27 protein-coding genes and 2 pseudogenes are annotated in these 23,800 nt (G+C 35.4%); 19 read left to right on the forward strand and 10 right to left on the reverse strand.

What is annotated here, in order from left to right:
* Positions 1–339: 339 nt before the first annotated feature.
* The 7 genes and pseudogenes from AACK98_RS05480 (at position 340) to AACK98_RS05510 (ending at position 5,679) form a co-directional block, all read left to right on the forward strand.
* Positions 340–957 (forward strand): DedA family protein, encoded by a 618-nt coding sequence (locus AACK98_RS05480; RefSeq protein WP_339042627.1) that lies wholly within the window; start codon positions 340–342, stop codon positions 955–957.
* 753 nt (positions 958–1,710) lie between these two features.
* On the forward strand, positions 1,711–2,604 hold the full coding sequence (locus AACK98_RS05485; RefSeq protein WP_339040581.1) for a 4-(cytidine 5'-diphospho)-2-C-methyl-D-erythritol kinase: 894 nt from the start codon (positions 1,711–1,713) through the stop codon (positions 2,602–2,604).
* A 12-nt stretch (positions 2,605–2,616) separates the two neighbouring features.
* Positions 2,617–2,808 carry a sugar phosphate nucleotidyltransferase gene (locus tag AACK98_RS05490; RefSeq protein WP_339040583.1) on the forward strand — a complete coding sequence of 64 codons (192 nt, stop codon included), beginning with the start codon at positions 2,617–2,619 and terminating at the stop codon, positions 2,806–2,808.
* A gap of 120 nt (positions 2,809–2,928) precedes the next feature.
* Positions 2,929–3,354, forward strand: coding sequence for a hypothetical protein (locus tag AACK98_RS05495; protein WP_339040585.1), 426 nt, complete (start codon positions 2,929–2,931; stop codon positions 3,352–3,354).
* A gap of 141 nt (positions 3,355–3,495) precedes the next feature.
* A complete protein-coding gene (locus AACK98_RS05500) occupies positions 3,496–3,912 on the forward strand; it encodes a hypothetical protein (protein WP_339040587.1) in 417 nt (138 codons plus the stop codon).
* A 151-nt stretch (positions 3,913–4,063) separates the two neighbouring features.
* Positions 4,064–4,468: a hypothetical protein gene (locus AACK98_RS05505; RefSeq protein WP_339040589.1), complete on the forward strand. Its 405-nt coding sequence runs from the start codon at positions 4,064–4,066 to the stop codon at positions 4,466–4,468.
* 223 nt (positions 4,469–4,691) lie between these two features.
* Positions 4,692–5,679: pseudogene (locus AACK98_RS05510) on the forward strand (IS481 family transposase).
* Between the two features lie 35 nt (positions 5,680–5,714).
* Here AACK98_RS05510 and AACK98_RS05515 read toward each other — a convergent pair.
* The 5 genes from AACK98_RS05515 to AACK98_RS05535 form a co-directional block, all read right to left on the reverse strand.
* Complete coding sequence (locus tag AACK98_RS05515) at positions 5,715–5,930, reverse strand: hypothetical protein (protein ID WP_339040591.1); 216 nt, start codon at positions 5,928–5,930, stop codon at positions 5,715–5,717.
* Between the two features lie 97 nt (positions 5,931–6,027).
* Complete coding sequence (locus AACK98_RS05520) at positions 6,028–6,531, reverse strand: hypothetical protein (protein ID WP_339040593.1); 504 nt, start codon at positions 6,529–6,531, stop codon at positions 6,028–6,030.
* 22 nt (positions 6,532–6,553) lie between these two features.
* On the reverse strand, positions 6,554–6,886 hold the full coding sequence (locus tag AACK98_RS05525; RefSeq protein WP_339040595.1) for a hypothetical protein: 333 nt from the start codon (positions 6,884–6,886) through the stop codon (positions 6,554–6,556).
* A 111-nt stretch (positions 6,887–6,997) separates the two neighbouring features.
* Complete coding sequence (locus tag AACK98_RS05530) at positions 6,998–7,276, reverse strand: IS1 family transposase (RefSeq protein WP_339040346.1); 279 nt, start codon at positions 7,274–7,276, stop codon at positions 6,998–7,000.
* A complete protein-coding gene (locus AACK98_RS05535) occupies positions 7,239–7,655 on the reverse strand; it encodes a hypothetical protein (protein WP_339040597.1) in 417 nt (138 codons plus the stop codon). Before AACK98_RS05535 ends, AACK98_RS05530 begins: the two co-directional genes overlap by 38 nt.
* 112 nt (positions 7,656–7,767) lie before the next feature.
* Here AACK98_RS05535 and AACK98_RS05540 point away from each other — a divergent pair, with 112 nt between their 5' ends.
* The 6 genes from AACK98_RS05540 (at position 7,768) to AACK98_RS05565 (ending at position 13,412) form a co-directional block, all read left to right on the forward strand.
* A complete protein-coding gene (locus AACK98_RS05540) occupies positions 7,768–8,256 on the forward strand; it encodes a hypothetical protein (protein ID WP_339040599.1) in 489 nt (162 codons plus the stop codon).
* A gap of 154 nt (positions 8,257–8,410) precedes the next feature.
* The gene (locus AACK98_RS05545) at positions 8,411–8,641 is read left to right on the forward strand and encodes a hypothetical protein (protein ID WP_339040602.1); all 231 of its coding nucleotides are present in this window, start codon (positions 8,411–8,413) and stop codon (positions 8,639–8,641) included.
* A 377-nt stretch (positions 8,642–9,018) separates the two neighbouring features.
* On the forward strand, positions 9,019–9,978 hold the full coding sequence (locus AACK98_RS05550; RefSeq protein WP_339040604.1) for an Rpn family recombination-promoting nuclease/putative transposase: 960 nt from the start codon (positions 9,019–9,021) through the stop codon (positions 9,976–9,978).
* A gap of 78 nt (positions 9,979–10,056) precedes the next feature.
* On the forward strand, positions 10,057–11,238 hold the full coding sequence (gene coaBC / locus AACK98_RS05555; protein ID WP_339040606.1) for a bifunctional phosphopantothenoylcysteine decarboxylase/phosphopantothenate--cysteine ligase CoaBC: 1,182 nt from the start codon (positions 10,057–10,059) through the stop codon (positions 11,236–11,238).
* Positions 11,239–11,621: 383 nt separating this feature from the next.
* Positions 11,622–12,482: a motility-associated protein gene (locus AACK98_RS05560; protein ID WP_339040608.1), complete on the forward strand. Its 861-nt coding sequence runs from the start codon at positions 11,622–11,624 to the stop codon at positions 12,480–12,482.
* A gap of 21 nt (positions 12,483–12,503) precedes the next feature.
* A complete protein-coding gene (locus tag AACK98_RS05565) occupies positions 12,504–13,412 on the forward strand; it encodes a flagellar motor protein MotB (RefSeq protein ID WP_339040610.1) in 909 nt (302 codons plus the stop codon).
* Positions 13,413–13,644: 232 nt separating this feature from the next.
* Here AACK98_RS05565 and AACK98_RS05570 read toward each other — a convergent pair whose 3' ends face one another.
* The gene (locus AACK98_RS05570; RefSeq protein WP_339040612.1) at positions 13,645–13,914 is read right to left on the reverse strand and encodes a hypothetical protein; all 270 of its coding nucleotides are present in this window, start codon (positions 13,912–13,914) and stop codon (positions 13,645–13,647) included.
* Between the two features lie 246 nt (positions 13,915–14,160).
* Between AACK98_RS05570 and AACK98_RS05575 the strand changes: the two genes are divergently transcribed.
* Complete coding sequence (locus AACK98_RS05575) at positions 14,161–14,286, forward strand: hypothetical protein (RefSeq protein WP_339040614.1); 126 nt, start codon at positions 14,161–14,163, stop codon at positions 14,284–14,286.
* A 153-nt stretch (positions 14,287–14,439) separates the two neighbouring features.
* Here AACK98_RS05575 and AACK98_RS05580 read toward each other — a convergent pair whose 3' ends face one another.
* Together AACK98_RS05580 and AACK98_RS05585 are read right to left on the reverse strand one after the other, a co-directional pair.
* Positions 14,440–14,718: an IS1 family transposase gene (locus AACK98_RS05580; RefSeq protein WP_339040346.1), complete on the reverse strand. Its 279-nt coding sequence runs from the start codon at positions 14,716–14,718 to the stop codon at positions 14,440–14,442.
* Positions 14,681–15,097: a hypothetical protein gene (locus AACK98_RS05585; protein WP_339040597.1), complete on the reverse strand. Its 417-nt coding sequence runs from the start codon at positions 15,095–15,097 to the stop codon at positions 14,681–14,683. Before AACK98_RS05585 ends, AACK98_RS05580 begins: the two co-directional genes overlap by 38 nt.
* Positions 15,098–15,435: 338 nt before the next feature.
* Here AACK98_RS05585 and AACK98_RS05590 point away from each other — a divergent pair, with 338 nt between their 5' ends.
* Positions 15,436–15,801, forward strand: coding sequence for a PfkB family carbohydrate kinase (locus AACK98_RS05590; protein WP_339040616.1), 366 nt, complete (start codon positions 15,436–15,438; stop codon positions 15,799–15,801).
* A 1,379-nt stretch (positions 15,802–17,180) separates the two neighbouring features.
* Here AACK98_RS05590 and AACK98_RS05595 read toward each other — a convergent pair.
* Positions 17,181–18,578 (reverse strand): Do family serine endopeptidase, encoded by a 1,398-nt coding sequence (locus tag AACK98_RS05595; RefSeq protein WP_339040618.1) that lies wholly within the window; start codon positions 18,576–18,578, stop codon positions 17,181–17,183.
* Between the two features lie 574 nt (positions 18,579–19,152).
* On the opposite strand from AACK98_RS05595, the gene AACK98_RS05600 reads away from it, so the two are divergent.
* Both AACK98_RS05600 and AACK98_RS05605 read left to right on the forward strand, forming a co-directional pair.
* A complete protein-coding gene (locus AACK98_RS05600; protein ID WP_339040620.1) occupies positions 19,153–20,907 on the forward strand; it encodes an ABC transporter transmembrane domain-containing protein in 1,755 nt (584 codons plus the stop codon).
* A gap of 25 nt (positions 20,908–20,932) precedes the next feature.
* Positions 20,933–21,745, forward strand: coding sequence for an Mrp/NBP35 family ATP-binding protein (locus tag AACK98_RS05605; RefSeq protein ID WP_339040622.1), 813 nt, complete (start codon positions 20,933–20,935; stop codon positions 21,743–21,745).
* 468 nt (positions 21,746–22,213) lie between these two features.
* Here AACK98_RS05605 and AACK98_RS05610 read toward each other — a convergent pair whose 3' ends face one another.
* Complete coding sequence (locus AACK98_RS05610) at positions 22,214–22,621, reverse strand: IS1 family transposase (RefSeq protein ID WP_339040624.1); 408 nt, start codon at positions 22,619–22,621, stop codon at positions 22,214–22,216.
* Positions 22,622–22,981: 360 nt separating this feature from the next.
* On the opposite strand from AACK98_RS05610, the gene AACK98_RS05615 reads away from it, so the two are divergent.
* Together AACK98_RS05615 and tnpA are read left to right on the forward strand one after the other, a co-directional pair.
* Positions 22,982–23,161 carry a hypothetical protein gene (locus AACK98_RS05615; protein WP_339040228.1) on the forward strand — a complete coding sequence of 60 codons (180 nt, stop codon included), beginning with the start codon at positions 22,982–22,984 and terminating at the stop codon, positions 23,159–23,161.
* Between the two features lie 198 nt (positions 23,162–23,359).
* Positions 23,360–23,761 (forward strand): annotated as a pseudogene (tnpA, locus tag AACK98_RS05620) (IS200/IS605 family transposase); the annotation flags it as partial.
* Between the last annotated feature and the right edge of the window lie 39 nt (positions 23,762–23,800).

The following is a 23,800-nucleotide window of genomic DNA, read 5'->3' on the forward strand; positions in this document are numbered from 1 at the left end:
AAAATTGATTTGCGCCGCAAATCAATTTTTGACGGATAGACTAAGAAATATCAGTTTAGCCTCCATACAGCTAGAGCATTTATTTTCTAGCTTGCAAGTCTTAAGAAACAGATGCATGCAAAGTTACCTTTACATAATCATTGTTATTTATGCGGTTTTACCACATGAAATGATATAAGCAATTATATTACTTGCGAGTATTTTTATACATTATCATGACTCCTATACTTGCAGCTTCACATATGCTGCGAGTTGCTCTTATATTGGAACATAATCGGAGATGATTACTAAGCCTACAAAGGCAATAAGTGAATTGCAATTTAAAATGTTTTGAAGATCATGTTATACGAGCTATTTTTAAAAGCCACAGAATTAGTAGAAGCACTTGGATATCTTGGCATATTTATTATGTCTTTTATCGAAGGCACTTTTATTCCTATACCTAGTGAGATAACACTAATTCCAGCTGGTTATTTAGTTGCAAAGGGTTCACTTAAAATGTCGTATGTTTTAATCTCTGGTATATCAGGCACACTTGGCGGAGCTATCTTTAGCTACACAATTGCATTTCACTTTGGAAGAGCAATATTTATCAAGTATGGCAAATATTTCTTCATGGATGAAAAAAAGTTATCAAAGCTTGAGGATTTTATGGCTAAATATGGCAATATCTCTGTGTTTCTAGGCAGAGTACTGCCAGGGATCAAACACTTCATATCATTTCCAGCTGGCCTTGGGAAAATGGATCCGAAATTATTTTGTTTCTATAGCACCTGTGGTTCTGGGGTTTGGGCTTCATTTCTTATTTTGCTTGGGTATTTCATAGGAGATAATGAAGCGCTAATTAATCAATATTTGAAGCAGGTAAATTTTATATTATTACTACTTCTCGCCATTATAACGCTATTTTTCCTAATAAAAAAACATTTTGTAAAAAAAAACGAAGATGCAAAGTAATTTTTGCTTTTATCATGTATGAATCACAATTTATTCTATAAAAATTTTATATGTGAATCGTCAGGATCTAAAACTATTATATAGTCGCATGCGTCATAACTTCCTAAGAAGCAAAGATGGCTTAATTGGCCTGCAAGCAATGATGATGTACAAAAAAGTCCAGAGGAAAAGTGACAATAATTGCAAAAGGCACTTATAGAGTTTGTGAAATAATATTTGCAAGTATTGGACAAATTATATATAAGAAGGTTAGCGTAAAGCAGTTCTAAAAGCTAATTTTTGTATGTTTAACTTTCTGCAAAAATTTATTTGTGCAGCGAATCTACTAAGTTAAGAAGAGTGTGGACACTGCTTGCAAAATGCTATACAAAGAGACGCGTATAACATTTTACCACTTTAGTAGCGGTTTATAACATATCTTCCATATCAGAATAATTGCAGTTTACATTGCTGCAAACTTTAGAAAGTCTATCCGTCAAAAATTGATTTACTTGCGCAAATAAATTTTTTTGGAAAATTCGGATGTATAATTTGTCCAATACTTAGCAAATACTACTTTCACAAAATCAGTAAGTTTTTTGTGCTTACTATAACATTTTCTTACGGATTTTAAACACTATTTTGATACTCTAAACATCATTTTATGCCGCTTCTGAGATTTTTGGCGTACGTACTAAAAAAGCCGCTACGAACTCAATTTTTGAAATATTTAGACGAATTACTAATTATTTAACATCAACTTTTGTAGTTTTTATGGATTTTAGCAATTTGAACAAAAAGACGCTTTCTAAAGTAGCAGAAGCAAAATTAAATCTCTTCTTACATATCACAGGCTCTTTGCCATCAAATTATCATTCTATAGAAAGTATTTTTGTAAGGCTTAAGTTACATGATACAATACACGTTACTCAGCATGATACCTTGGAATGTAATGTCATTGAAAAAAATGATAATTCTAATATCGATTTACATATAAGCGATAACATTGTACTTAAGGTAGCAAGAAAAATTCAACAATTCTCTGGATATAAAGGTGGCGCAAAAATATATATAGAGAAAAATATACCTATAGCAGCAGGTCTTGGAGGCGGTTCATCTAATGCTGCATCTACTCTGATTCTTCTAAATAGCCTTTGGAATCTTGCATTAAATGACTATGAACTACACAACATAGCTAAAGATATTGGTGCAGATGTTCCATTCTTTCTGCAACCTCATCATGCCTTTGTAACTGGAATAAGCGATATTATCACACCTATAAAGTTTGATAGAAATATTCACCTACTGCTTGTGAACCCAAGAGTTGAGACATCCACTAAACGTGTATACGATGATTACGCGCATTCTGTAAAAAATGGAAGGAAATATACATGCTCTTTCAAGGAAAACTTGATATACTTTGATAAATTAATTTCTGACTCTAGCAACGATTTGGAAGACTCTGCTATAGCAATACACCCGACAATATTAAAAGTTATTACAATGCTGGGTAACTCGAAAGGCTGTATTATTTCTAGAATGTCCGGCAGCGGTTCTACTTGTTTTGGTATTTTTGAGGATGAAGATTCAGCTCTTAATGCAAAGAGTACTATGTTGGAATTAGAACCATCTTGGTGGTATTATTTTGAAACTCTCGACTTATCTTAAAGTATAGATATTATGTTAGAGTGTGCTATGGTACTTGCAGCTGGCTTTGGCAGCCGTCTTGGAACTCTTACTGCGAACAAACCAAAACCTTTAATCTCCGTACACGGAAAGGCTGTTATAGACATAGTATTAGATAGAATTTTTTCAACAAACAGCATTAAAAAAGCTATAGTGAACACTCATTATCTCAAAGATATGATGTGAGCTCAATTAGCAAGCAGCAAATATCATGATAGAATACTAATTAGTGAAGAAGATAAAATTTTAGGTACAGGTGGCGGCATATTGCATGCCATGAACCGCTTCTCATATGCAGAACTTTTGTTGCATAATTCTGATATACTTATATTAAGAGGCGGAAATATAGCCATAGAGCTTATCATGAAGACATGGGATTCGGATAGAATGGATGCGCTGCTACTACTTGCACCGCTTGGATGTCAGATCAACAAATCACTAGATCAATATGCAGATTTCTTACTCAGTGAAGACAATCATATTATTAAAGCACCTAATAATTCGACAAATGGCTACAAATACGTTGGTATAGCAGCACTCTCAAAAAAATGTATGGCTAATATTAGCTCTACGACTTTTCCTATCACAAACATTTTATTTCAATCTCAGATAGAAACATATCGAAGATACAGATTTTATGGTGTAGTATTACCAAAGGATGTGCTTTGGTGCGACATTGGAAGCACAGACAGTCTTGCTCTTACAGAAGAATATCTGATACATGCTATATAAATGAAATCAAGCTACCTTGTTACTTTTTCTTTCTCTGGATATAAGTCATATGAAGTAAAAGCACTGTAGCAAAAAAAGATAGAGCTCCAATTATTATTGTATCACAATATGAATTCGAGAATTAAAACGCTGAATCATCTATTGAAGATTGCTAAAAAACGTGTAAATGAAAGACAATGCACAATTTCTTTTATTCGAAGTAGAATTACACAATGCGAAGAAGAATTATCAAAAATGCAGCAAGAACTTGATTATGAACAAGCTGTAAGTTTCAGTACATCTCAGTGTGTTTCTTACTTTACAAATTTTCATCAGCATTTACACAAAAGGCAGTGCTTTATGAATGACGAAATAGAGAAGTTAAATGCAACTTTAACAAAAGAACTGGATTTAATAAAAGAGGATTTTATTGAACAGAAACGCTACGAATATTTACTGGATAAACTAAGTAATATTGCCAAGAAGACACAGCAAAAAATTGAAAATACCGAAATAGATGAAATTGGCCGTTATATGTCGATGCGTACTAAGTTAACTCCACAAGTAACAGCATCTTGATATCTCTAACTCTATTTTAAAAAGAGCTAAGAAGAACTAAGGAATCATATGTATAATCAATACATACGAGCATTCTTAATAAGGCACAAATTTTGAAAAGTATGACAAAGTATACGAACTACAATTTAGATTATTCGATATGATTTTACATGTGTTGCCTATAGGTTGTAGCAAGATTGTTAATCGTGCAGGAAAATCCTCTACCAAACGCAAGCAAGATGATGAATTTTCAGATGCTGTAGTCCGTGCTCATGAAAACGTTATACTTGAATCAGAAGAGTGCGAAATCACATCTACAATACAAATTCCACAAAACAACAGTAATAACCTTTGGTTGATTCAAGATGAAATAGATGCTAAAGAACTGTTTGAGACAGCAACACCTATCCTTGAGAATTATAGGAACAATATTATACTTGGAGAGTATAGTACGCAGGAGTTGCTCTTATTACGAGATGCGGTCGATCAGTTGAAAGAGCATTATCATAATGATAATGACGCGTTGAACAATTTAGAACGAATAGTACTAGTTGAACTTGCAAAACTTGGAATATAGCATAACCTGGTACAATAGTTTATACTGCGGGTAATGGAAAGTTGACATTCATTATATACATACATAGTTTGTATTAGTCGACATTTTATCTTACATTTAGTAAATTAAATTAGTTATTAAATGGAGATAAGCAATGAACTTAAATCAAAAAATCATCAAACCGAAACTAGGTTTACTTGAATTGGCAAAAAGCCTTGGTAGTATATAATCTGCATGTAAGGCAATGTGTTATAGTAGAGATAGCTATTACAGATTTAAAGAACTATATGAAACAGGAGGAGAAGAAGCGCTATACGAGATAAGTCACAAGAAGCCAATAATCGCTAATAGAGTAGATCCAGAAAAAGCAGTAGTTGATATGGCGATAGAGTACAGCATATGGACAACTTAGAGTATCAAATGAGCTGAAGAAGAGTGGTATACTTGTTTCTCCTGGAGGAGTAAGATCGATTTGGTTACGTAATGATTTGAATAATATCAATAAAAGATTGAAAGCCTTAGAAGCTAAGATGGCCCAAGATGGTATTATATTGACCGAAGCACAGCTGCAAGTACTAGAGAAACGCCGTAATGAAAAAGAAGCACATGGAGAAATTGAGACACAACATCCAGGTTATTTAGGTTGCCAAGACACATATTATGTAGGCAATTTCAAAGGGATAGGAAAGGTTTATGCTCAGGTATTTATTGATAGCTACAGTAGATTTGCTGATGCTAAACTGTATACTGACAAAACTGCGATTACTGCTGCTGATATGCTAAATGATCGAGTGTTACCATGGTATGAGAGTCAAGGGATACCGATGCTTCGTATTCTTACAGATCGTGGAGGAGAATATAAGGGAAATATAGAACATCATGCTTTTGAGTTATTTCTCAGTATAGAAGGTATAGAGCATACAACAACTAAAGCATATTCACCTCAAACTAATGGTATGTGTGAACGTTTTAATAAAACTATAAAACAAGAATTCTTTGATACAGCTATGCGTAAAAAGATTTATACATCATTGGATGACTTGCAATTAGATCTTGATATTTGGTTAGAATATTTCAACAATGAAAGACCTCATTCTGGTAAATATTGTTATGGAAAAACACCTATGCAAACTTTTTTGGATAGTAAAAAGTTAGCTGTGGAAAAGAATAATGAAATCTTGTATCTCAGTTACATATCCGACAGTCGAAACTTAACTGACAAGCAGATATAAAATTTATAACTGTCTGTAAGATCAAATCTTGACTTCTACACGTTATGTGAATCTCTATTTGAAGTGCGTGCAATTCCTTCAAGTGATACAACATTTTCAACTTCTTCTTCGGAAACAGTGGAAGATTGACTTATAACTCTGACAGCGCCACTCTCAAGAGCAGAGCGAGCGCTTTCAAATAACTCGCCACTCCTAAGATAATGCAATACTTGCGCTTCCAGTTTTCCATCCGTAATTAAAGTATCTGGCATGGAAACTTGAAATGTCTCGTTGACAATAGAGAATTTATAATGTTCCTGGATTGCAGCTGAATTTCTTTCAAGCATGCTGCGAGCACTAGGAAGTAATTCACCAGTTATAGTAGTAAATAAGCTGCGCTTGCGTTTTCACGTCCACAAGAAGATCGGTATTTGCAATATTCAGTTCAATACTTTTCTTCATGTCAGATACTCTGGATATTTTATAGAAAAGCATATTGCCTAAAATAGTTGCACTTTCAGAAAGTACTGGCATGCTTTTGATTATGTTTGCATATATATTACTATCACCCGTGCTGCTATCGCCTGTGCTTTCATGCGCGTTACTATCATCTGTGCTTTCTCCTTTGCTAGAATCTTTCAGCAAATACTCTTCAAATAGAGTGGAATGTTTTGGTATTGCTTTTTCTTGTGAAGTGCGCGTCTTTCCGCTTGCAAATGCAGTTAAATTTTCTATAACTTCAGGGCCGCAATTACTGTAGTTTTGTTTTTCTATTTCTGCTATTACTCGCTCCGTAGAATAACCTCTAGATTCTAGCTCTGCTCTAACTTTTGCAAAAAGCGATTCTGGCAGTGGATTGCGTTCAGAATCCATATAGTGGAGCACAATTTTGTCGTCATGTTTTTTTAGCTGCAATTCCAACTAAATGTTTCCCACCTATGTTAAGTGGCATTAGTATTGTCTTTTTCGCAGAAGCTAAGATAAATGATGAGAGCTTAGCAGCCACATCATCACTATTATTTTCTTGAAGAATATAGCTTGCCTCAAGCACATCAACTGAGTTTAGTGCACCTGGCTTTGCATCCTCAAGCCGCAGTTTTAGCAAAAAAGCTACATGATCTTGGTAATAATAAGAAAGCGCTGCAGGAATCTCTGGGATGGAAATACAGTCTTGCTCTCCATATATAACGCAATTTCTTGCGTTCTTTTTAAATTCTTCTGGAAGCACATCAGAAAACTTAGAAGCATATTTCAGAACAGTGTGGCCACTATTATTTTGTACTTTAAGTAAATTTTTTACTTGTTCTGGGTAGCTTTCTATTAGAAATTTTGAGAGTTTTCACATAAAGATAGATAAGAGCTGTTCTTGATATTGTTTGAATATTTGTGTAATAGTAAGAGCGCACCAAAGCTTAATGGATCCGTATACCATTGACTCTTTTTTAGAAACGATTTTAGTGCGCCGTGTCATTCGGCATAAATGATGTCGCGTGTTGCTATTATCTCTCTCGATACATACTGTGCCAGACTTTCCAATTGTATGACGCTCTTTGGGTAAAATTTTAGAAAAAGCATCCCAATCATCCGTATAAAAATGACATTCTTTCAGATGACTCACTTTTTGTAGAGCTTTTGGAATGTTGCAGTATCACGATTGCCTGTAACCCAGGCAACTGTTCTCCTTGTACTACGATCAACTGCCTTAATGATCCAAAGCTTGTTTTTTTTGAACCAATAAAATGCCACATCTCGTCGAATTCCATCTCCATAATATCCGAAGAGACAACTGGCTCCTGAGTCTTGCCCATCACCTCTACTACCCAGCGATAAATTATGGACGGCGAATGCCATAATATCTTGCATAACATAGAAAAAGAGCCATTACCAAGACTATATAGCATAACGCATAATGCTTTCTTAACAGCTGTTTGAGGCTTCTTGCCCAGATCGCCCTCAACAAAATTTAGAACATGATCTGCACTTATAACGCTGTACACCCCCTCACAATGCCATTCTTTACAAAGATATCAGAGCAACATCCCTTACAACAAACCATAAAACCACTCTTTAGTTTTTAAAAAAGTGATCATATCATACTTCTATCTAATTGTGAAAACTCTCTTATCACAAAATATAGACGTTGTCGCTTTGATGCTATTAAAAAGATATATGAACACTAAAGAGTTACGTGATGCCATCTATAATGAAGCAACTACTCATACCATAGGAATACCTGATGATTTATTAGAATTAGGTATTGCAGCAATACGTGAGCATCATCTACACTTGATCGCCGACATTCTACACATTGGATTTACAGGTGCTGATCGTCTGCTACCTCATGAAATTAGGGAATCTATGTTAAATGATCTCAATTCACGTGAGATACTAGAAGTGATCAGGATAACAGGAGAGTATTTTGACGCTATTGACCCGCTGCTTGTAAAAATTAATGCGGAGGAGAATATAAATGCTGAGTTGATTACTACAGTACTAAATGCTCCGAGTGATAGACACTTAATACAAGCACTGCATGGCATAATGCAAGATCCACAAACAATGTCGTTTTTGTCGCAAAATCTAGATGTTGTTGCTTAAATGCTATTTAGAGAGAATATGGAAGCTGAAGAGTTACGTGATGCTATCTATAATGAAGTAACTACTAATGCTCAAGGACTCCATGATGCTGCATTAGAATTAGGTATTACAAGCAATACGTGAGCATAGTACGCACTTGATTAGCTTTCTATGTTTGCGACATATAGATGGTGATCGTGTGCTACGTCCTGAAATAAGAGAAGCTATGTTAAATAGTTTAAATGCACATAATATACTGCAGATACTCAGGATGGAAGAAGAGTACTTTGACGCTGGAGATCAATTTGACTTCGAGCAGCAAGAGCAAGATGCGCAAATTGCTCTTGCGATGGATTTATCGCCTGAGCTTAATTTTGTCAGTATGGATATATTGTTGAGTAGTTAGAAGAGATATAGGTTTTTGTTTGTCGCATTTAAGGAACTTTGTTGCATAAATAAGCATGTGCATTAGATAGTGCACCCTAGCTAATTTTTGCATATTTCACTTCTCCACAAAAATTGATTTGCTTGCGCAAATCAATTTTTGGCGGATGAGCTAGATAGTACGCGCGCTAAAAGTCTCAGAAGAGGCATGAAATGCTGCCCGAAGTGTCAAAATAGTTTAAGAAAGCATGAGTGCTATGATTCGCAAGAAAGCCTACATGCAAACTCAACATCATTTAATCAGCATTTTCAGAATAATTCCTAGATATTCCCTGCATTTTAAGCTACAATATGCAGTATGCTTTTATCATAATTAAATATTGCATAAAAAAGTAAAAAATGTCACTTTCCAAATATCTAGATCCTAAAAATGATGTTGCGTTTAAGAAGATCTTTGGCACTGAAAAGAACAAGGATATTCTGATACATTTCATCAATGATGTTTTGGAAATGAAGGGTAAAAATGAGATCCAGTCAGTGGAGTTCTTAAGTCCTGTTCAGGATCCTGAAATCGCATATCAAAAGCAATCTATTGTCGATGTGCTTTGCAAGGACGCAAGTGGCATTCAATATATAATAGAAATGCAAATCTCTCCAAGCAAAGGTTTTGAGAAAAGAGCGCAGTATTACGCAGCTAAAGCATACGGGCGTCAAGCTACTAGAGGATCTGACGGAATGGGCCTTTATTGCAATTTAAAGAAAATAATCTTTATAGCAATTCTAGACTGCGTACTATTTCCAGAGAAGGAAAGTTATAAATCAGATCATATCATTCTAGACAAAGTTACTTACGAAAATGACTTAAAAGATTTCTCATTTACGTTTATTGAGCTGCCAAAATTTAAGAAGAAGCCAGGAGATAAGCTAGATAACATCTTGCAAAAGTGGTGTTATTTCTTTAAGTATGCAGATCAAACATCTGAGTCTGATTTGCAACAGATAATAGAAAGCGATTTAATAATCAAAAGAGCATATGAAGCACTAGACCAGTTTGGCTGGTCAGAGCAAGAGTTGCTGTCATATGAAGAGCAGCAAAAACGTATCCTAGATCATCAATCTATGCTAGACGCGGCTCTGGATAAAGGAATAAATATAGGTCTTGAGAAAGGTATAGCCGAAGGTCTTGAGAAAGGTATAGCCGAAGGCCTTGAGAAAGGCAAAGTAGAAGGCAAACTCAAAGAAAAAAAAGCCCTTGCCATGCGCTTGCTTGCTAAGAACACTGATATTCAGTTTATTTCAGAGGTTACTGAACTTTCTGAAGCAGAAATACTTAAGCTAGTATGCGCTGCAAATTCTTGAAGTATAGCATATATTGACCTTGATTCTATGTTTCAAGGTATACTTACTGATAGCTTTCAAACATATGACTTATGATAAATGCAACAAAAGATAATTTTGGGTGTTACTGGTAGCATAGCTGCTTATAAATCTATTGATTTAGCAAAACTGCTATTATCTGCCGGATTTGACGTGATTATAGTACTCACTGAATGCGCAGAGAGCTTTATTTCGTCTATGACATGGCGTGCACTTTTTCCAAATAGAGTATATACATATGATGCAACGCTGCAAAGTGATGCAATGCTTCATATAACGCTGGCAAAAGATGTAGATTTGATATTAATTGCACCTGCATCTGCAAATTTTATTGCAAAACTAGCACATGGTTTTGCAAACTGTTTGTTGTCATTAATATGTCTTGCGGCGCGCTCTAAAATCATGCTAGCTCCTGCTATGAAAACCAAGATGTGGGAGAATTTTATTGTTCAAAACAATGTAAATATCTTATTGAATAACTCTATTAGAATTATTGGGCCAGAATTTGGATCTCAAGCGTGCGGAGATATAGGAATGGGCCGTATGAGTGAGGTTGATAATATATCACATTACTGTATTTTAGAAACACGAGATCAACTGCTAAGCGGTAAATCTGTTGTTATTACCTCAGGTCCAACTAGAGAAAAACTAGATCCTATTAGATTCATTAGCAATTATAGCTCTGGTAAAATGGGTTATGCGCTTGCATTATCATCTTTTTATGCAGGAGCTAAAGTTTCATTGATTAGTGGTCCTACTGATATAAATTATCCAAGCTTTTTAAATGTTACTTATGTTGAATCTTCAGAGAAAATGTTGGAAATATCATTATTAGAATGCAGAAATGCAGATATTTTCATAGGGTGTGCAGCAGTGTCAGACTATAAGCCACTCAATTATTCACGGCATAAGATCAAAAAGCTTGCTGGCAAATCTTCAATGAATTTGGGGTTGTCTGTAAATCCTGACATTATATCAGAAGTAAAAATTGCATTTCCTAACTTATTTTGTGTGGCATTTGCAGCTGAGACGAATGATCTCATTAAAAATGGCCATGAGAAGCTTGTAAATAAGAATGTTGATATGATTGCAATAAATGATGTATCAGAAAATAAAGTATTTGGAGAAGGCTTTAATGAATTGCAAGTTATTACTAGAGACAAAATAATACACAATATACATAGAGCAAATAAAAATATGATTGCTGATAAGTTGCTTGAGATAGTAATGCAGTATCTTTGATTGGATACTAAATACAATTTGATGACCAATTATAGAATGATTTGCAACTCACCTTAATAAATAGCAAATCTTAGAAATATAGAAATCTCTCACATATAATTTTGATATAATTCTGTACACAATTTCTTGCTAAGAAATATGGCAAATTATATAGCATCAGAGTTGTGATAAAAGCATTGCAATTGTAGACAGCGCCAATTACAATCCAGGACTGAGGGTGGTGTATTTTTAATATAATTGGTGCTGCATGGTTTGTAGACCTTGTTAGTTCTCTTTTTGTTATAAATTTTTCTGCCTTGATTTGTCACTTTTGTAGGTTCGTTCTAGCTTTTGTTTTTCTTTTACTAAAGAGTTAATCATTTAAATATAAGAGAGCTGAGAAAATGTCTTGTGGCTTAGGATTGTTTGTAGTTTTTGCGTCGATGATTACAGGCTATCTAGGTGGCGGTGGGAATATTATGGTTATTTTTCAACCATTTGAGTTGCTACTTATAATTGGTACTGCAATTGGTAGTTTTATTATTTCAACTCCTAAACATTTAAGGGCAGAAGTAATAAGTTGTTTGAAAAAAATTGGTGCAAAACACCAGTATCATAAAGAACACTATACAATACTCTTGTTGTTTTTGTTCAATTTTTTGAAAAAAGTTCGTACTGCTACAGCTATTGAAATAGAGAGCTATTTAGATAACCCTGAAAACAGCAGTTTATTCGATGACTTGAGAACATTACCTAATAGTGAGGCTATTACTACCTTCTTCTGTGATAGCTTCAGAATGGTTATGCTAGGAGTCGATAATCCACATGAAATTGATAACATGATTGAATGTGTTATACAACGTACTTTTGACAAGATGAAGGAAGCAGGTGCTGCAATTCATACGCTTGGTGAAGCATTACCAGGACTTGGAATTGTTGCAGCTGTAACAGGAGTGATTATAGCGATGGGAGCAGTTGGTGCTGATTCTGCTACACTTAGTATTAAAATAGCATCTGCTATGGTTGGAACGTTAGTAGGCGTATTCCTCTCTTACGGAGTAGTATCTCCGATAGGGACGCTATTTGAAAAAATAGCAAGTGATAATATAGTACCGCTAGAATGCATAAAAATGGCGATTATAACATATGTTGCAGGTCACCCACCGTCTCTTTGTATGGAACTTGCTAGACAGATATTACCAGCTGAATCTAAACCGTCCATAATTGAGTTGGAGAATGCAGTAAATTTATTGAGTAATCAGTAACAAGATTAATAGAGCGCATATATGGCAGAAAAATCACCTCAAGATAAGCAGGTCATAGTGATTAAAAAGATCAAGCGCAATGTATCATATGGCAGACATGGTGGCGCTTGGAAAGTTGCATATGCCGATTTTGTCACAGCTATGATGGCTTTTTTCTTGTTACTTTGGTTATTAAATTCTACACCCTCTTCTAAACTTCAAGGCATCGCTCAGTTTTTTGAGCCAACCATAGGTATAGTAGGCAGAAGTGGATATATGGATGGTAGCTCTCAGAAAAGCAATGAGACCGAAGTAGATTCTGAAGGAAGTACTGTGAAAGGAATAGTGTATGGAGTCAAGAAAGCTGGTGAAGTTATAAGTTCTGAACAAGGTAGACAAAATATTACAATTGAAGAGGAAAACGAGAAATTTACAACTATAGAAAATGAATTGAAAAGAGAGATAGAAAAAGATCCGCAGCTTAGCCAGTATAGAGGAAACGTATTGTTTGAACAAACGCCAGAAGGATTAATAATAAAAATCGCGGATAATGATGGCAAACCTATGTTTGAGCGCAGTAACGCTCAAATGACTCCTCAAGCACTTGTAATATTGAATAAAATAGCAAAGCTGATTAAATATGTACCTAATTTTATTGCGATAGGTGGTTATACAGAAAAGAATCCTGAGAATTTATTTGCAGATTATAGTAACTGGGAGTTATCAGCCGACAGAGCAAATTTAGCAAGGCGAGAACTGGTGAAAGATGGAATATCACCGGATAGAATAGCAAAAGTCACTGCGTTTGCTGATACAAATCCTGAGGTTCCAAGTGATCCTTCTGCATCTCCCAATAGAAGGGTATCTATCATGCTGCTTAGAAATTCAGTAATGCCATCGTATAAAGTATCAACACCTAGTGATTTTGACAAGAAAAGTACAGGAAATTAGTGTAGCTATGTAGTTGCTATATAGTCCACACGCCAAAAGTTAGCTTTTAGAGCGGCCCCTGTACTAATCTAATATACTTATGGCACTTGCTTGGCAGTGCATAACAAAATCCATAAGGTTTTTGGCAATTTTCTCACTTTTTCTGCTGGATTTTCAGCGTGCCATAGTTGCTTGCAAGGCCAAGATCAATCCTCCCGCTTCTTAGGAAGTGATGATACATGCGACTTAAAACTCAATCAAACGTGAGCCAAGTGTAATTACTTGCAGCAATTTCATCTAATAATTCAAGTTCAACTGGCAAGTAATTATTAAATATATATCTACCAGAAGTCCAACCTGCTGTGGATAGGTGGTTAAGATACATGTTAATAGCCCCATCCCCATCTAGTGGAGTTCCAGTAAAAGAACTGCAGATACGCGCTAATATAACAGGGAAACCTGTTCCTGAACCTTGAATATTAATTGTACCCACAGTATTTGCATTGATATTGAAAGCTTTCACACAAACATCAGAAAATTTATTACCAATATCTGTTTGAGAAGTAGCAGAATTAAACTCAATACATGCCTCTCTAAGTCTCTGATGAAGCGCACCTTGTTGATTGCTTGCAGCAGCAACATACCTCTTACAGTAATATCCATAGCAAACATAGATTTCTGATAAGCACTGATCTGATTTAATATTGACGCAGCTTTAACTGGCAAATCTGACAGTTTATGCTTCTCATATAGCTCAGTATTTAATGCAATGTTCGAGAAAAAGTTCTTCTCAGCATCAATTAGGTTTTGTATTTCACTTGCAACATATGTAGGGTTTAAATTTGCAGGAGTTGGTGTGATTCCAAGTTTTGCTAGTATACCATTTTCACCATAAGCACTCTCATTTGAGGCAACTTGAGCGGCGTAAAGCTGATTAAAATTTGACTCAATTTTAGACGCAGTATCTGCATAAAGTGCTTTTTTAGATGCATTTCCACTAAGAGTCTGACCAACTTTGTTTAAAGCATCTGTGAATATCTGAGAGTTTTCACATAAAGATAGATAAGAGCTGTTCTTGATATTGTTTGAATATTTGTGTAATAGTAAGAGCGCACCAAAGCTTGATGGATCCGTATACCATTGACTCTTTTTTAGAAACGATTTTAGTGCGCCGTGTCATTCGGCATAAATGATGTCGCGTGTTGCTATTATCTCTCTCGATACATACTGTGCCAGACTTTCCAATCGTATGACGCTCTTTGGGTAAAATTTTAGAAAAAGCATCCCAATCATCCGTATAAAAATGACATTCTTTCAGATGACTCACTTTTTGTAGAGCTTTTGGAATGTTGCAGTATCACGATTGCCTGTAACCCAGGCAACTGTTCTCCTTGTACTACGATCAACTGCCTTAATGATCCAAAGCTTGTTTTTTTTGAACCAATAAAATGCCACATCTCGTCGAATTCCATCTCCATAATATCCGAAGAGACAACTGGCTCCTGAGTCTTGCCCATCACCTCTACTACCCAGCGATAAATTATGGACGGCGAATGCCATAATATCTTGCATAACATAGAAAAAGAGCCATTACCAAGACTATATAGCATAACGCATAATGCTTTCTTAACAGCTGTTTGAGGCTTCTTGCCCAGATCGCCCTCAACAAAATTTAGAACATGATCTGCACTTATAACGCTGTACACCCCCTCACAATGCCATTCTTTACAAAGATATCAGAGCAACATCCCTTACAACAAACCATAAAACCACTCTTTAGTTTTTAAAAAAGTGATCATATCATACTTCTATCTAATTGTGAAAACTCTCTGATACTTTAGGTCATATAGGCTGTGGGATCCTCTCCTATATTCCATTCGTCCTCCCTTAGCACATTTCCTAGATAATAATACTAAAGTGTTCGCCTAAAGGCGAGGGTGTTAACCATATCACATATAACTGCATAAAATTTGCGAAGGTAAGTGGTGTTAAAACGGCACTTGGTCTTGGATCTACTTCTATAATCAAAAAAAATGTCCATGATATGCATTCAATGCTGCAGTATTTCGATATTCTATTTGGGACTAAGGACGAGTTTCTAGCATTGTTAAATAACTGCAATGCAGCAACTGATGAAGAGATCGCTGAAATCGCAAAGAAGCTGAATGCAATCTCTGTGATTACAATGGGTGAGAGAGGAGCAATGATAGTGTACCAAGACTCTATATATAACATCCCAGCTGAAAAAGTGAATCAAGTTGTCTGCACTGTAGGGGCAGGCGATGCTTTCGCGGGTGGTTTCTTATACGGATATACACATAACATGAGCCTTGAAGAGTCTGGGAAGATTGGCGCACATGTTGCTGCTAAGAATAGTACAGATAGAGGGAACAACATTAGACTAGTTTAGTATAGTCCATTCTGAAGAATGGACTAGTATAGACTCTTGTTTAGCCAGTCCATCCGCCAGAAATTGATTCGCACGCACGCCATGAGTCTCAGAAGCGGCATAAAATGATGCTTAGAGTGTAAAATATTATTTTAAATCCGTAAGAAAATGTTATAATAAGCGCAAGAAACTTACGGATTTTTATACATTCACATTTTTGAATATGCCATTGCAATTTGAAAAGAGCTTGAGTACTTTTTCAAGAGTGGACAAGCTGTATAATGCCTATTTTATACAAACCATTCAAAAATTTATAGTAAATTAAGTTTAAGTTTGCGCATATATATAGATGTGTGTTACACTCAAAGGAAAATGCCATCCTCATACAGCGAAGATTTTCGGGAAAAAGTAATAACATATGTATGCTTTGGTTCAATTCTTTAATACGCAAACCTCCACTTAATTTACCATAGTTATACTAAAAATTCTATCAATAGACCTATTGCATAACCTGTTCCAAACTGTGATTTGATTGTCACTAAAACATAAAAACACTCACGTGGATCATTGTTTGGTGACGTTTTGCAAAAATCTACTCTATAAGAATTTCTACCTCAGAATGAGGTTATGCAAGAGGTCTAATGAGTGATGAATGATGCCGCTGATTTAGACTTTCGGCGAATGGACATTCGCGTAGCAAATCAATTTCTGTGGAGAAGTGAAATGTGCAAAAATTAGCTCATGATTCCGCCGGGCTTTGTTGCATAATGAGACTATTTCATTATCAGTACATACAAAATCCTAAAGCTTCTCACTTCAAGAAGTTTATCTGCCATTGAAATACCAGCTTTGTTAGTTTATTTAGCTGATCTATTTAGCGCGAGTTGCCAATTAAAAATTAAGCATCTAAGCTACTAATTGCAGGCAATGCAGATAAATAGACCTTTCATAAAATCATCAAAAAACAGTACATTGATGCAAAAACCTTTTCCACATGTTATTTTTATTCATTTGCAAAACCCTAAAGCAACATATAGCTCCCTAAAAATCTATCATGCAGCAATCAATTAATTGGCAGCTCGCACTATTTAGCAGATAAACTCAAGGATATGCTCTACGCATTATGCAACAATGCCATTCGGCCCTGCGCTAATTTTTGGATATATTATTACTCATGTGCAGCAAACACTACTTTCACAAAATCCGTAAGGTTTTTGGTTATTATAACATTTTCATACGGATTTAAAGCGCTATTTTGACACTCGGTGCAGCATTTCATACTTGTTCCGAGATTTTTTGGCGCACGTACTAAAAAATCATGACATTAAAACCCTCATGCACGTGCACCTACTTGAGCGCAGTGCAATAGCTTTGCTTTTTTCAAAATCTGCAATACATATTTACTTAATTCCGCTTGTCTCTATTCCAACAAAGAATGTTTTACCATACCTTGCAAGAAGTAAAGCTGCACTATTCTTACCACTTTTCTTCATGTTATTAAACAAAGATATCAGTTCATTAGCACTTGTTACAGATTTGCCATTAATCTGAATGATTATGTCGCCTGGTTTAATTCCAGCAAGAGCTGCGACAGAAGCACGCTCAACATGCACGACAATCACTCCTGTAGCACTTTCATCTATATCATAAAACTTTCTTAGTTCTTTATTCATATCCTGAACTCCCATGCCAAGCAATGTCTTTTCACTTAAAGATTCCGTAACTTCACTGTCATCGTCATTGCTAGCTTGATCACCTACAGGCTTTTCAATAGTTACATTCAAAATTTTTGCTTTTCCGTCTCTAAGAACTTCCACAGACACTTTTGCCCCTATATCCACTTCACCAACCATACGAGGAAGTTTATGCATGCTTGGTACATCTCTATTGTTGAATTTAACTATAACGTCACCAACATGTATACCAGCCTTTTGTGCTGGGCTTCCTTTGACAACGCTTGAAACAAGAGCACCCTTTGGCTCACCTTGCATTCCAAGTCCTTCAGCAATATTTGGAGTCATAGTTTGTACCATAACACCAAGCCATCCTCTAACTACCTCACCTTTTTCACGTAACTGTTTCACAACAGATTGCACAACAGCAGAAGGAACAGCAAAACCTATACCAACATTTCCACCACCACTACCAGGAGGAGATAATATAGCGGAATTCACACCTATAACTTCTCCCGCCATATTCAGCATCGGACCTCCAGAGTTCCCCATATTAATAGCAGCATCTGTTTGTATCAAATCATCAAAAGCGTTTATATCAATATACCTTGCTTTAGCAGAAATAATACCAGTTGTAACAGTCTCACCAAGCCCAAAGGCATTTCCTATCGCAATAACCCAATCACCTACCTTTGCCTTATCGGAATCACCAAATATTATATATGGAAGCCGTTCTTTAGTATCTATTTTTAGTACTGCTATATCAGTTTTTGGATCTTTTCCTACTATTTTTGCTTTATAAACCTTAGCTGAATTGTTTAGAGTGATATTTACTTCCTCAGCGCCATCTATCACGTGAAAATTTGTTACAATATAACCTTCAGGATCAAATATAAAGCCAGAACCAAGCGACATAGGCCTCTTTTTGTCTGGAAATCTATCGCCTTCCAACCAATCTCTCAGTATATCCCTTGGATCATCCAGCCCATTCATAGGGCGTCTTTTATTAGAAGCTTTTTGAGTAGTAAAAATATTAACGACTGCAGGAGTAGCTTTCTCAGCTATCTCTGAAAAAGATGGTAAACAAACTCCCCCTGCAGTTTGGCTAGTGCCTTTCTGAAACAAGGAGCTTATATCTCCAAATGCAAGACTACTGTAATGTATTATTGAAAAAACCGTACACAGTATAATTAACTTCTTATTAATTCTCATATTATGTTAGTAGTAAAAAGTTTCGCATCACATCAAATTAGGGAAGTGCCAATGAGTTCAGTTTGCGTGAAAGGAAATGTACCAATCACATCTAAAAAAACAAATAACACGGTCAGGTACTAATTCTATACGACTATAGTATTATTTGACAAATGTTTTTATGTATAATTTTTTAATCATATCACAGTGTTTATTTCTATCTAAATAGAGAAAAATAGTATAGGATTTGAAAAAAATGATTACTTAGAAAATAAAAATTTTAGTAATCACATCACAAGTATTTTTGGATCAACAGACCATTCAGGATATACTTTTAAAGTTGTAGGACATTTTTGCAAGTTAACAGATAAGTCATAGCTGCATACTACCATTTCAATAAAAATGAAAATTTACTAAAAGACAGAATAATTAACCATAAAAAGTGTGGCAATAGTAAAGCATTAGCGCATAAACTACAAATGACATACAAGAAAGTAATGATAATTCTATGAGTAATTCTAATTATGCACAAAAAATGTATGGAATAAGATATTTGCTGAAATACCTTACTCCTTATAAGTGGTTGCTTTTAATAGTTTTAATTGCATTGCTTGCAACATCATCATCATTTTTATTACTTAGTAGAGCAGTAGGTCATGTGATAGATAATGGATTAATACAACAAAATGTTGCAATGCTCAATGCATCTATTGCTTATTTCGTTTTCTTGATTCTAATACTTGCAATCGCAACAGCATTTAGATTCTTCTTCATTACGCTGATTGGAGAGATGGTCATAAGAGATATAAGACGCGATTTATATAACCAAGTTTTGCGACTCTCTCTAGATTTTTATGAAAGTAATAAGTCAGGCGAAATCCTGGCACGTCTAACAACAGACACAACGCTTCTTCAATCTATAATAGGCAACAGTATTTCGGTCGCTGCACGTAACACTGTCATGCTTGTTGGCAGCTTTATAATGCTGCTACTTGCAAATTTTAAGCTTACTGTATGTATGTTTTCTATACTGCCAATGGTACTAATTCCAATAATATTTTTTGGCAGAAAAATGCGTAATTTTGCAAAAGTAGCACAAGAAAAAGTGGCAAGCTTATCCGCAATTTCCGAAGAAACTATAGGATACATCAAGACAATACAAGCTTATCACTCCGAGGAATATGAGAAAAAGACTTTTGAAGAAAAGTTAACGGAAGCGCTTTTATTTTCTACTACAAGAATCAGAACAAGAGCTATTCTTGTATTCGTCATAATATCTCTGATATTTTGCGGCATAGCATTTGTTCTTTGGATAGGAGGAAATGACGTAATAGCAGGTCATATAACAGGCGGAGAACTCTCTTCATTTATTATACTTTCTGTTATATGTGCAGGAACAATGGCCGCACTCACAGAAGTATTTGGTGAATTCCAAAAGGCAGTAGGAGCAAGCGAAAGGTTAATGGAATTTTTGGATATAAAACCATCTGTGGAAGAAAAAATATCAAGTACGCTAGCTGAGCAAAAAACATTCGATATAAAATTCTCTGATGTCACGTTTCATTATCCGTCCAAGAAAGATACGTTCGTATTTCAAAACTTATCGTTTGAGGTACAAAGCAATAAGATAGTCGCTATAGTTGGAAGCTCAGGAGCAGGCAAAAGCACAATATTTAACCTCTTATTGCGATTTTATAATATACAAAGCGGGACTATCACTCTTAATAACGTTGATATAAACTCATTTTCATTGCAAGAGTTACGGAGTAATTTTGCATATGTCAGTCAGGATCCTGTTGTATTTTCAAAATCTGCGCTTGAAAATATTAAGTATGGAAATCCGAACGCATCCTTTGATCAGGTGAGAGAAGCGGCAAAAAATGCGGCAGCTCTTGATTTTATAGAACAACTACCAGAGAAATTTGATACATTTCTCGGAGAAAAAGGTGTAAGACTTTCTGGAGGGCAAAAACAAAGAATAGCAATAGCAAGAGCATTCTTAAAAGATCCAAAGATATTATTGCTTGATGAAGCAACTTCAGCACTTGATTCTGTTAATGAAAAGCTTGTTCAAAAAGCAGTAGATAAACTAATGGAAAACAGAACAACTATTATAGTAGCACATAGACTCTCTACCATAAAAAATGCTGATATGATACTAGTCATGAAAGAAGGACGTATAGTGGAAAGTGGCAATCACACCACGCTTATTAAGCAAAGTGGCGAGTATACGAAGCTACTAAATGCTTCAACGACAATGTGAATATAAATATATTTTGTGCTGTAAAATGGAAAAAAATAAAGAAAAAATTAAGCGCAATGTGAGTGGAGTATCTAGAATCATAGTTGTAGCATCAGGAAAAGGAGGAGTGGGTAAGTCCACAGTAGCTGCTAATCTAGCTATAGAACTCAGCAATAATGGCTTTACTGTTGGACTTTTAGATGCTGATGTTTATGGTCCTTCAATTCCAATTATGTTTGGCATCAATAGCAAGGCCAAGTTAGACGGTAATCTTATAATACCTGAACAGAAATATGGCATTAAAATCTCTTCTATAGGATTTTTGGTTGACCCAGAAGTTGCAGTTGTATGGAGAGGGCCGATGATTACAAAAATGCTATATCAACTATTGAGTATGGCGCGCTGGACAGATTTAGGAGAAAAGAACATAGATTTTCTCATAGTTGATACACCACCAGGAACGGGAGATATGCACCTAAGCCTTGCCGAAAATTATAAAATAGATGGTGCTATCATAATTTCTACACCACAGGGTCTTGCGCTTGCAGATGCAGCGAAAGCTGTTTATATGTTTTCAAAACTGGATATACCAATAATTGGGATGGTCGAGAATATGAGTTATTTTCAAAATAAAAATGACGATTCTGCAACAAAACACTACATATTTGGTTGTGAAGGAGTTTTAAAATATAGTAGTAAAAAGAATATACCATATCTAGGCAGTATACCTATATCCCAGGAAATAGCCGAATCCTCAGAATTTGGCACACCAATATCTCATTCAAGACCAGATAACTGTGATAAGGTATTAGAGGCATTTAACAATATAGCCAAAGAAGTTATAGCATCAATGCATTAAGAATAATATATGGCACTGCCGGCAGTGTCATTGCTGAAAAATCTGCTCATTCATATTATCAATTTGTACATCCGCCAAAAATTTATTTGCTTGCGCAAATAAATTTTTGTGGAGAAGTTAAATGTACAAAAATTAGCCCAGGATTCTGCCCGGCTTTGTTGCATAATGAGACTATTTCATTATCGGTACATATAAAATCATAAAGCTTCTCACTTCAAGAAGTTTATCTGCCATTGAAATACCAGCTTTGTTAGTTCCTTAGCTGATCTATTTAGCAGATAAACCCAAGATATGCACTACGCATTATGCAACAATGCCATTCTGCCCTGCGCTAATTTTTGGATATATTAATTGGTCCTGTGCCTAAGCCAACACTACTTTCACAAAATCCGTAAGGTTATAACATTTTCTTACGGATTTAAAAGGTGCATACTAATTTGCAACTCGAGTTTGATATTACGAGAGTTTTCACACAAAGATAGATAAAAGTTCTTCTTGGTATTGTTTAAATATTTGTGGCATTGTAAGAGCGCACCAAAGCTTAATGGATCCGTATAGCATTGACTCTTTCTTCGAAACGATTTTAGTGCGCCGTGTCATTCGGCATAAATGATGTCGCGTGTTGCTATTATCTCTCTCGATACATACTGTGCCAGACTTGCCGATCGTATGACGCTTTTTTGGTAAAATTTTAGAAAAAGCATCACAATCATCCGTATAAAAATGACATTCTTTTAGATGACTCACTTTGTTGTAGAGCTTTTGGAATGTTGCAGTATCACGATTGCCTGTAACCCAGGCAACGGTTCTCCTTGTACTACGATCAACCGCTTTAATGATCCAAAGCTTGTTTTTTTTGAACCAATAAAATGCCACATCTCGTCAAATTCCATCTCCATAATATCCGAGGAGACAACTGGCTCCTGAGTCTTGCCCATCGCCTCTACTACCCAGCGATAAATTATGGACGGCGAATGCCCTAATATCTTGCCTAACATAGAAAAAGAGCCATTACCAAGACTATAGCATAACGCATAATGCTTTCTTAACAGCTGTTTGAGGCTTCTTGCCCAGATCGCCCTCAACAAAATTTAGAACATGATCTGCACTTATAACGCTGTACACCCCTCACAATGCCATTCTTTACAAAGATATCAGAGCAACATCCCTTACAACAAACCATAAAACCACTCTTTAGTTTTTAAAAAAGTGATCATATCATACTTCTATCTAATTGTGAAAACTCTCCTAATTTATTTTAATAAGAACATATCAAAAGTATTATATAATTTTATGTTGTTGAATGTGGTCCAAAACATAAATCTTGCTGTATTATGTAGAGATAATTTGAGAGTTATTGAGATGTTTGTCGCAAAAGAAAATAATGGATTAAATATAGTATTATTTTATCGCTAGAGATACTTAATATCTCATCAAGCTATGTTATAATCTTAGGTTTTTAAAAGCTTATAGGGCACTGGTTGCCAATTATTTTATGTAGTTATATGTGATATGGTTAACACCCTCGCCTTTAGGCGAACACTTTAGTATTAGTTATCTAGGAAATGTGCTAAGGGAGGACGAATGGAATATAGGAGATGATCCCACAGCCTATATGACCTAAAGTATCATATAGTATTTTGTACTAAGTATAGGTATAGAGTTTTAACTGGGCAAGTTGCGATTAGAACTAGGGAAGTAATCCGAGAAATATGTGCTGCTAATTACATAAATATAATTAGTGGCAGTATGAGTCCTGATCACGTACATATATTAGCATTGGTTCCGCCTAGTATATCAATATCTAAAGCTGTGCAATATATTAAAGGTATAAGTAGTCGTAAGTTGCTACAGGAATTTGCACTGCTCCGTAAGCGGTATTGGGGACAACATCTTTGGGCCAGAGGGTATTTTGTTGTGACAGTTGGCAATGTGAATTCAGAAGAAGTGCAAAAATATATAGAACAGCATGAGGAACATCACAAAAAAGATGATTTTAGAATATCAGAGTTTTAGCGTTTACGCTTTTAATCTGCTTTGCAAGCGTTACACAAA

The organism is Candidatus Lariskella endosymbiont of Hedychridium roseum, assembly GCF_964020185.1.
Classification (GTDB): Bacteria; Pseudomonadota; Alphaproteobacteria; order Rickettsiales; family Midichloriaceae; genus Lariskella.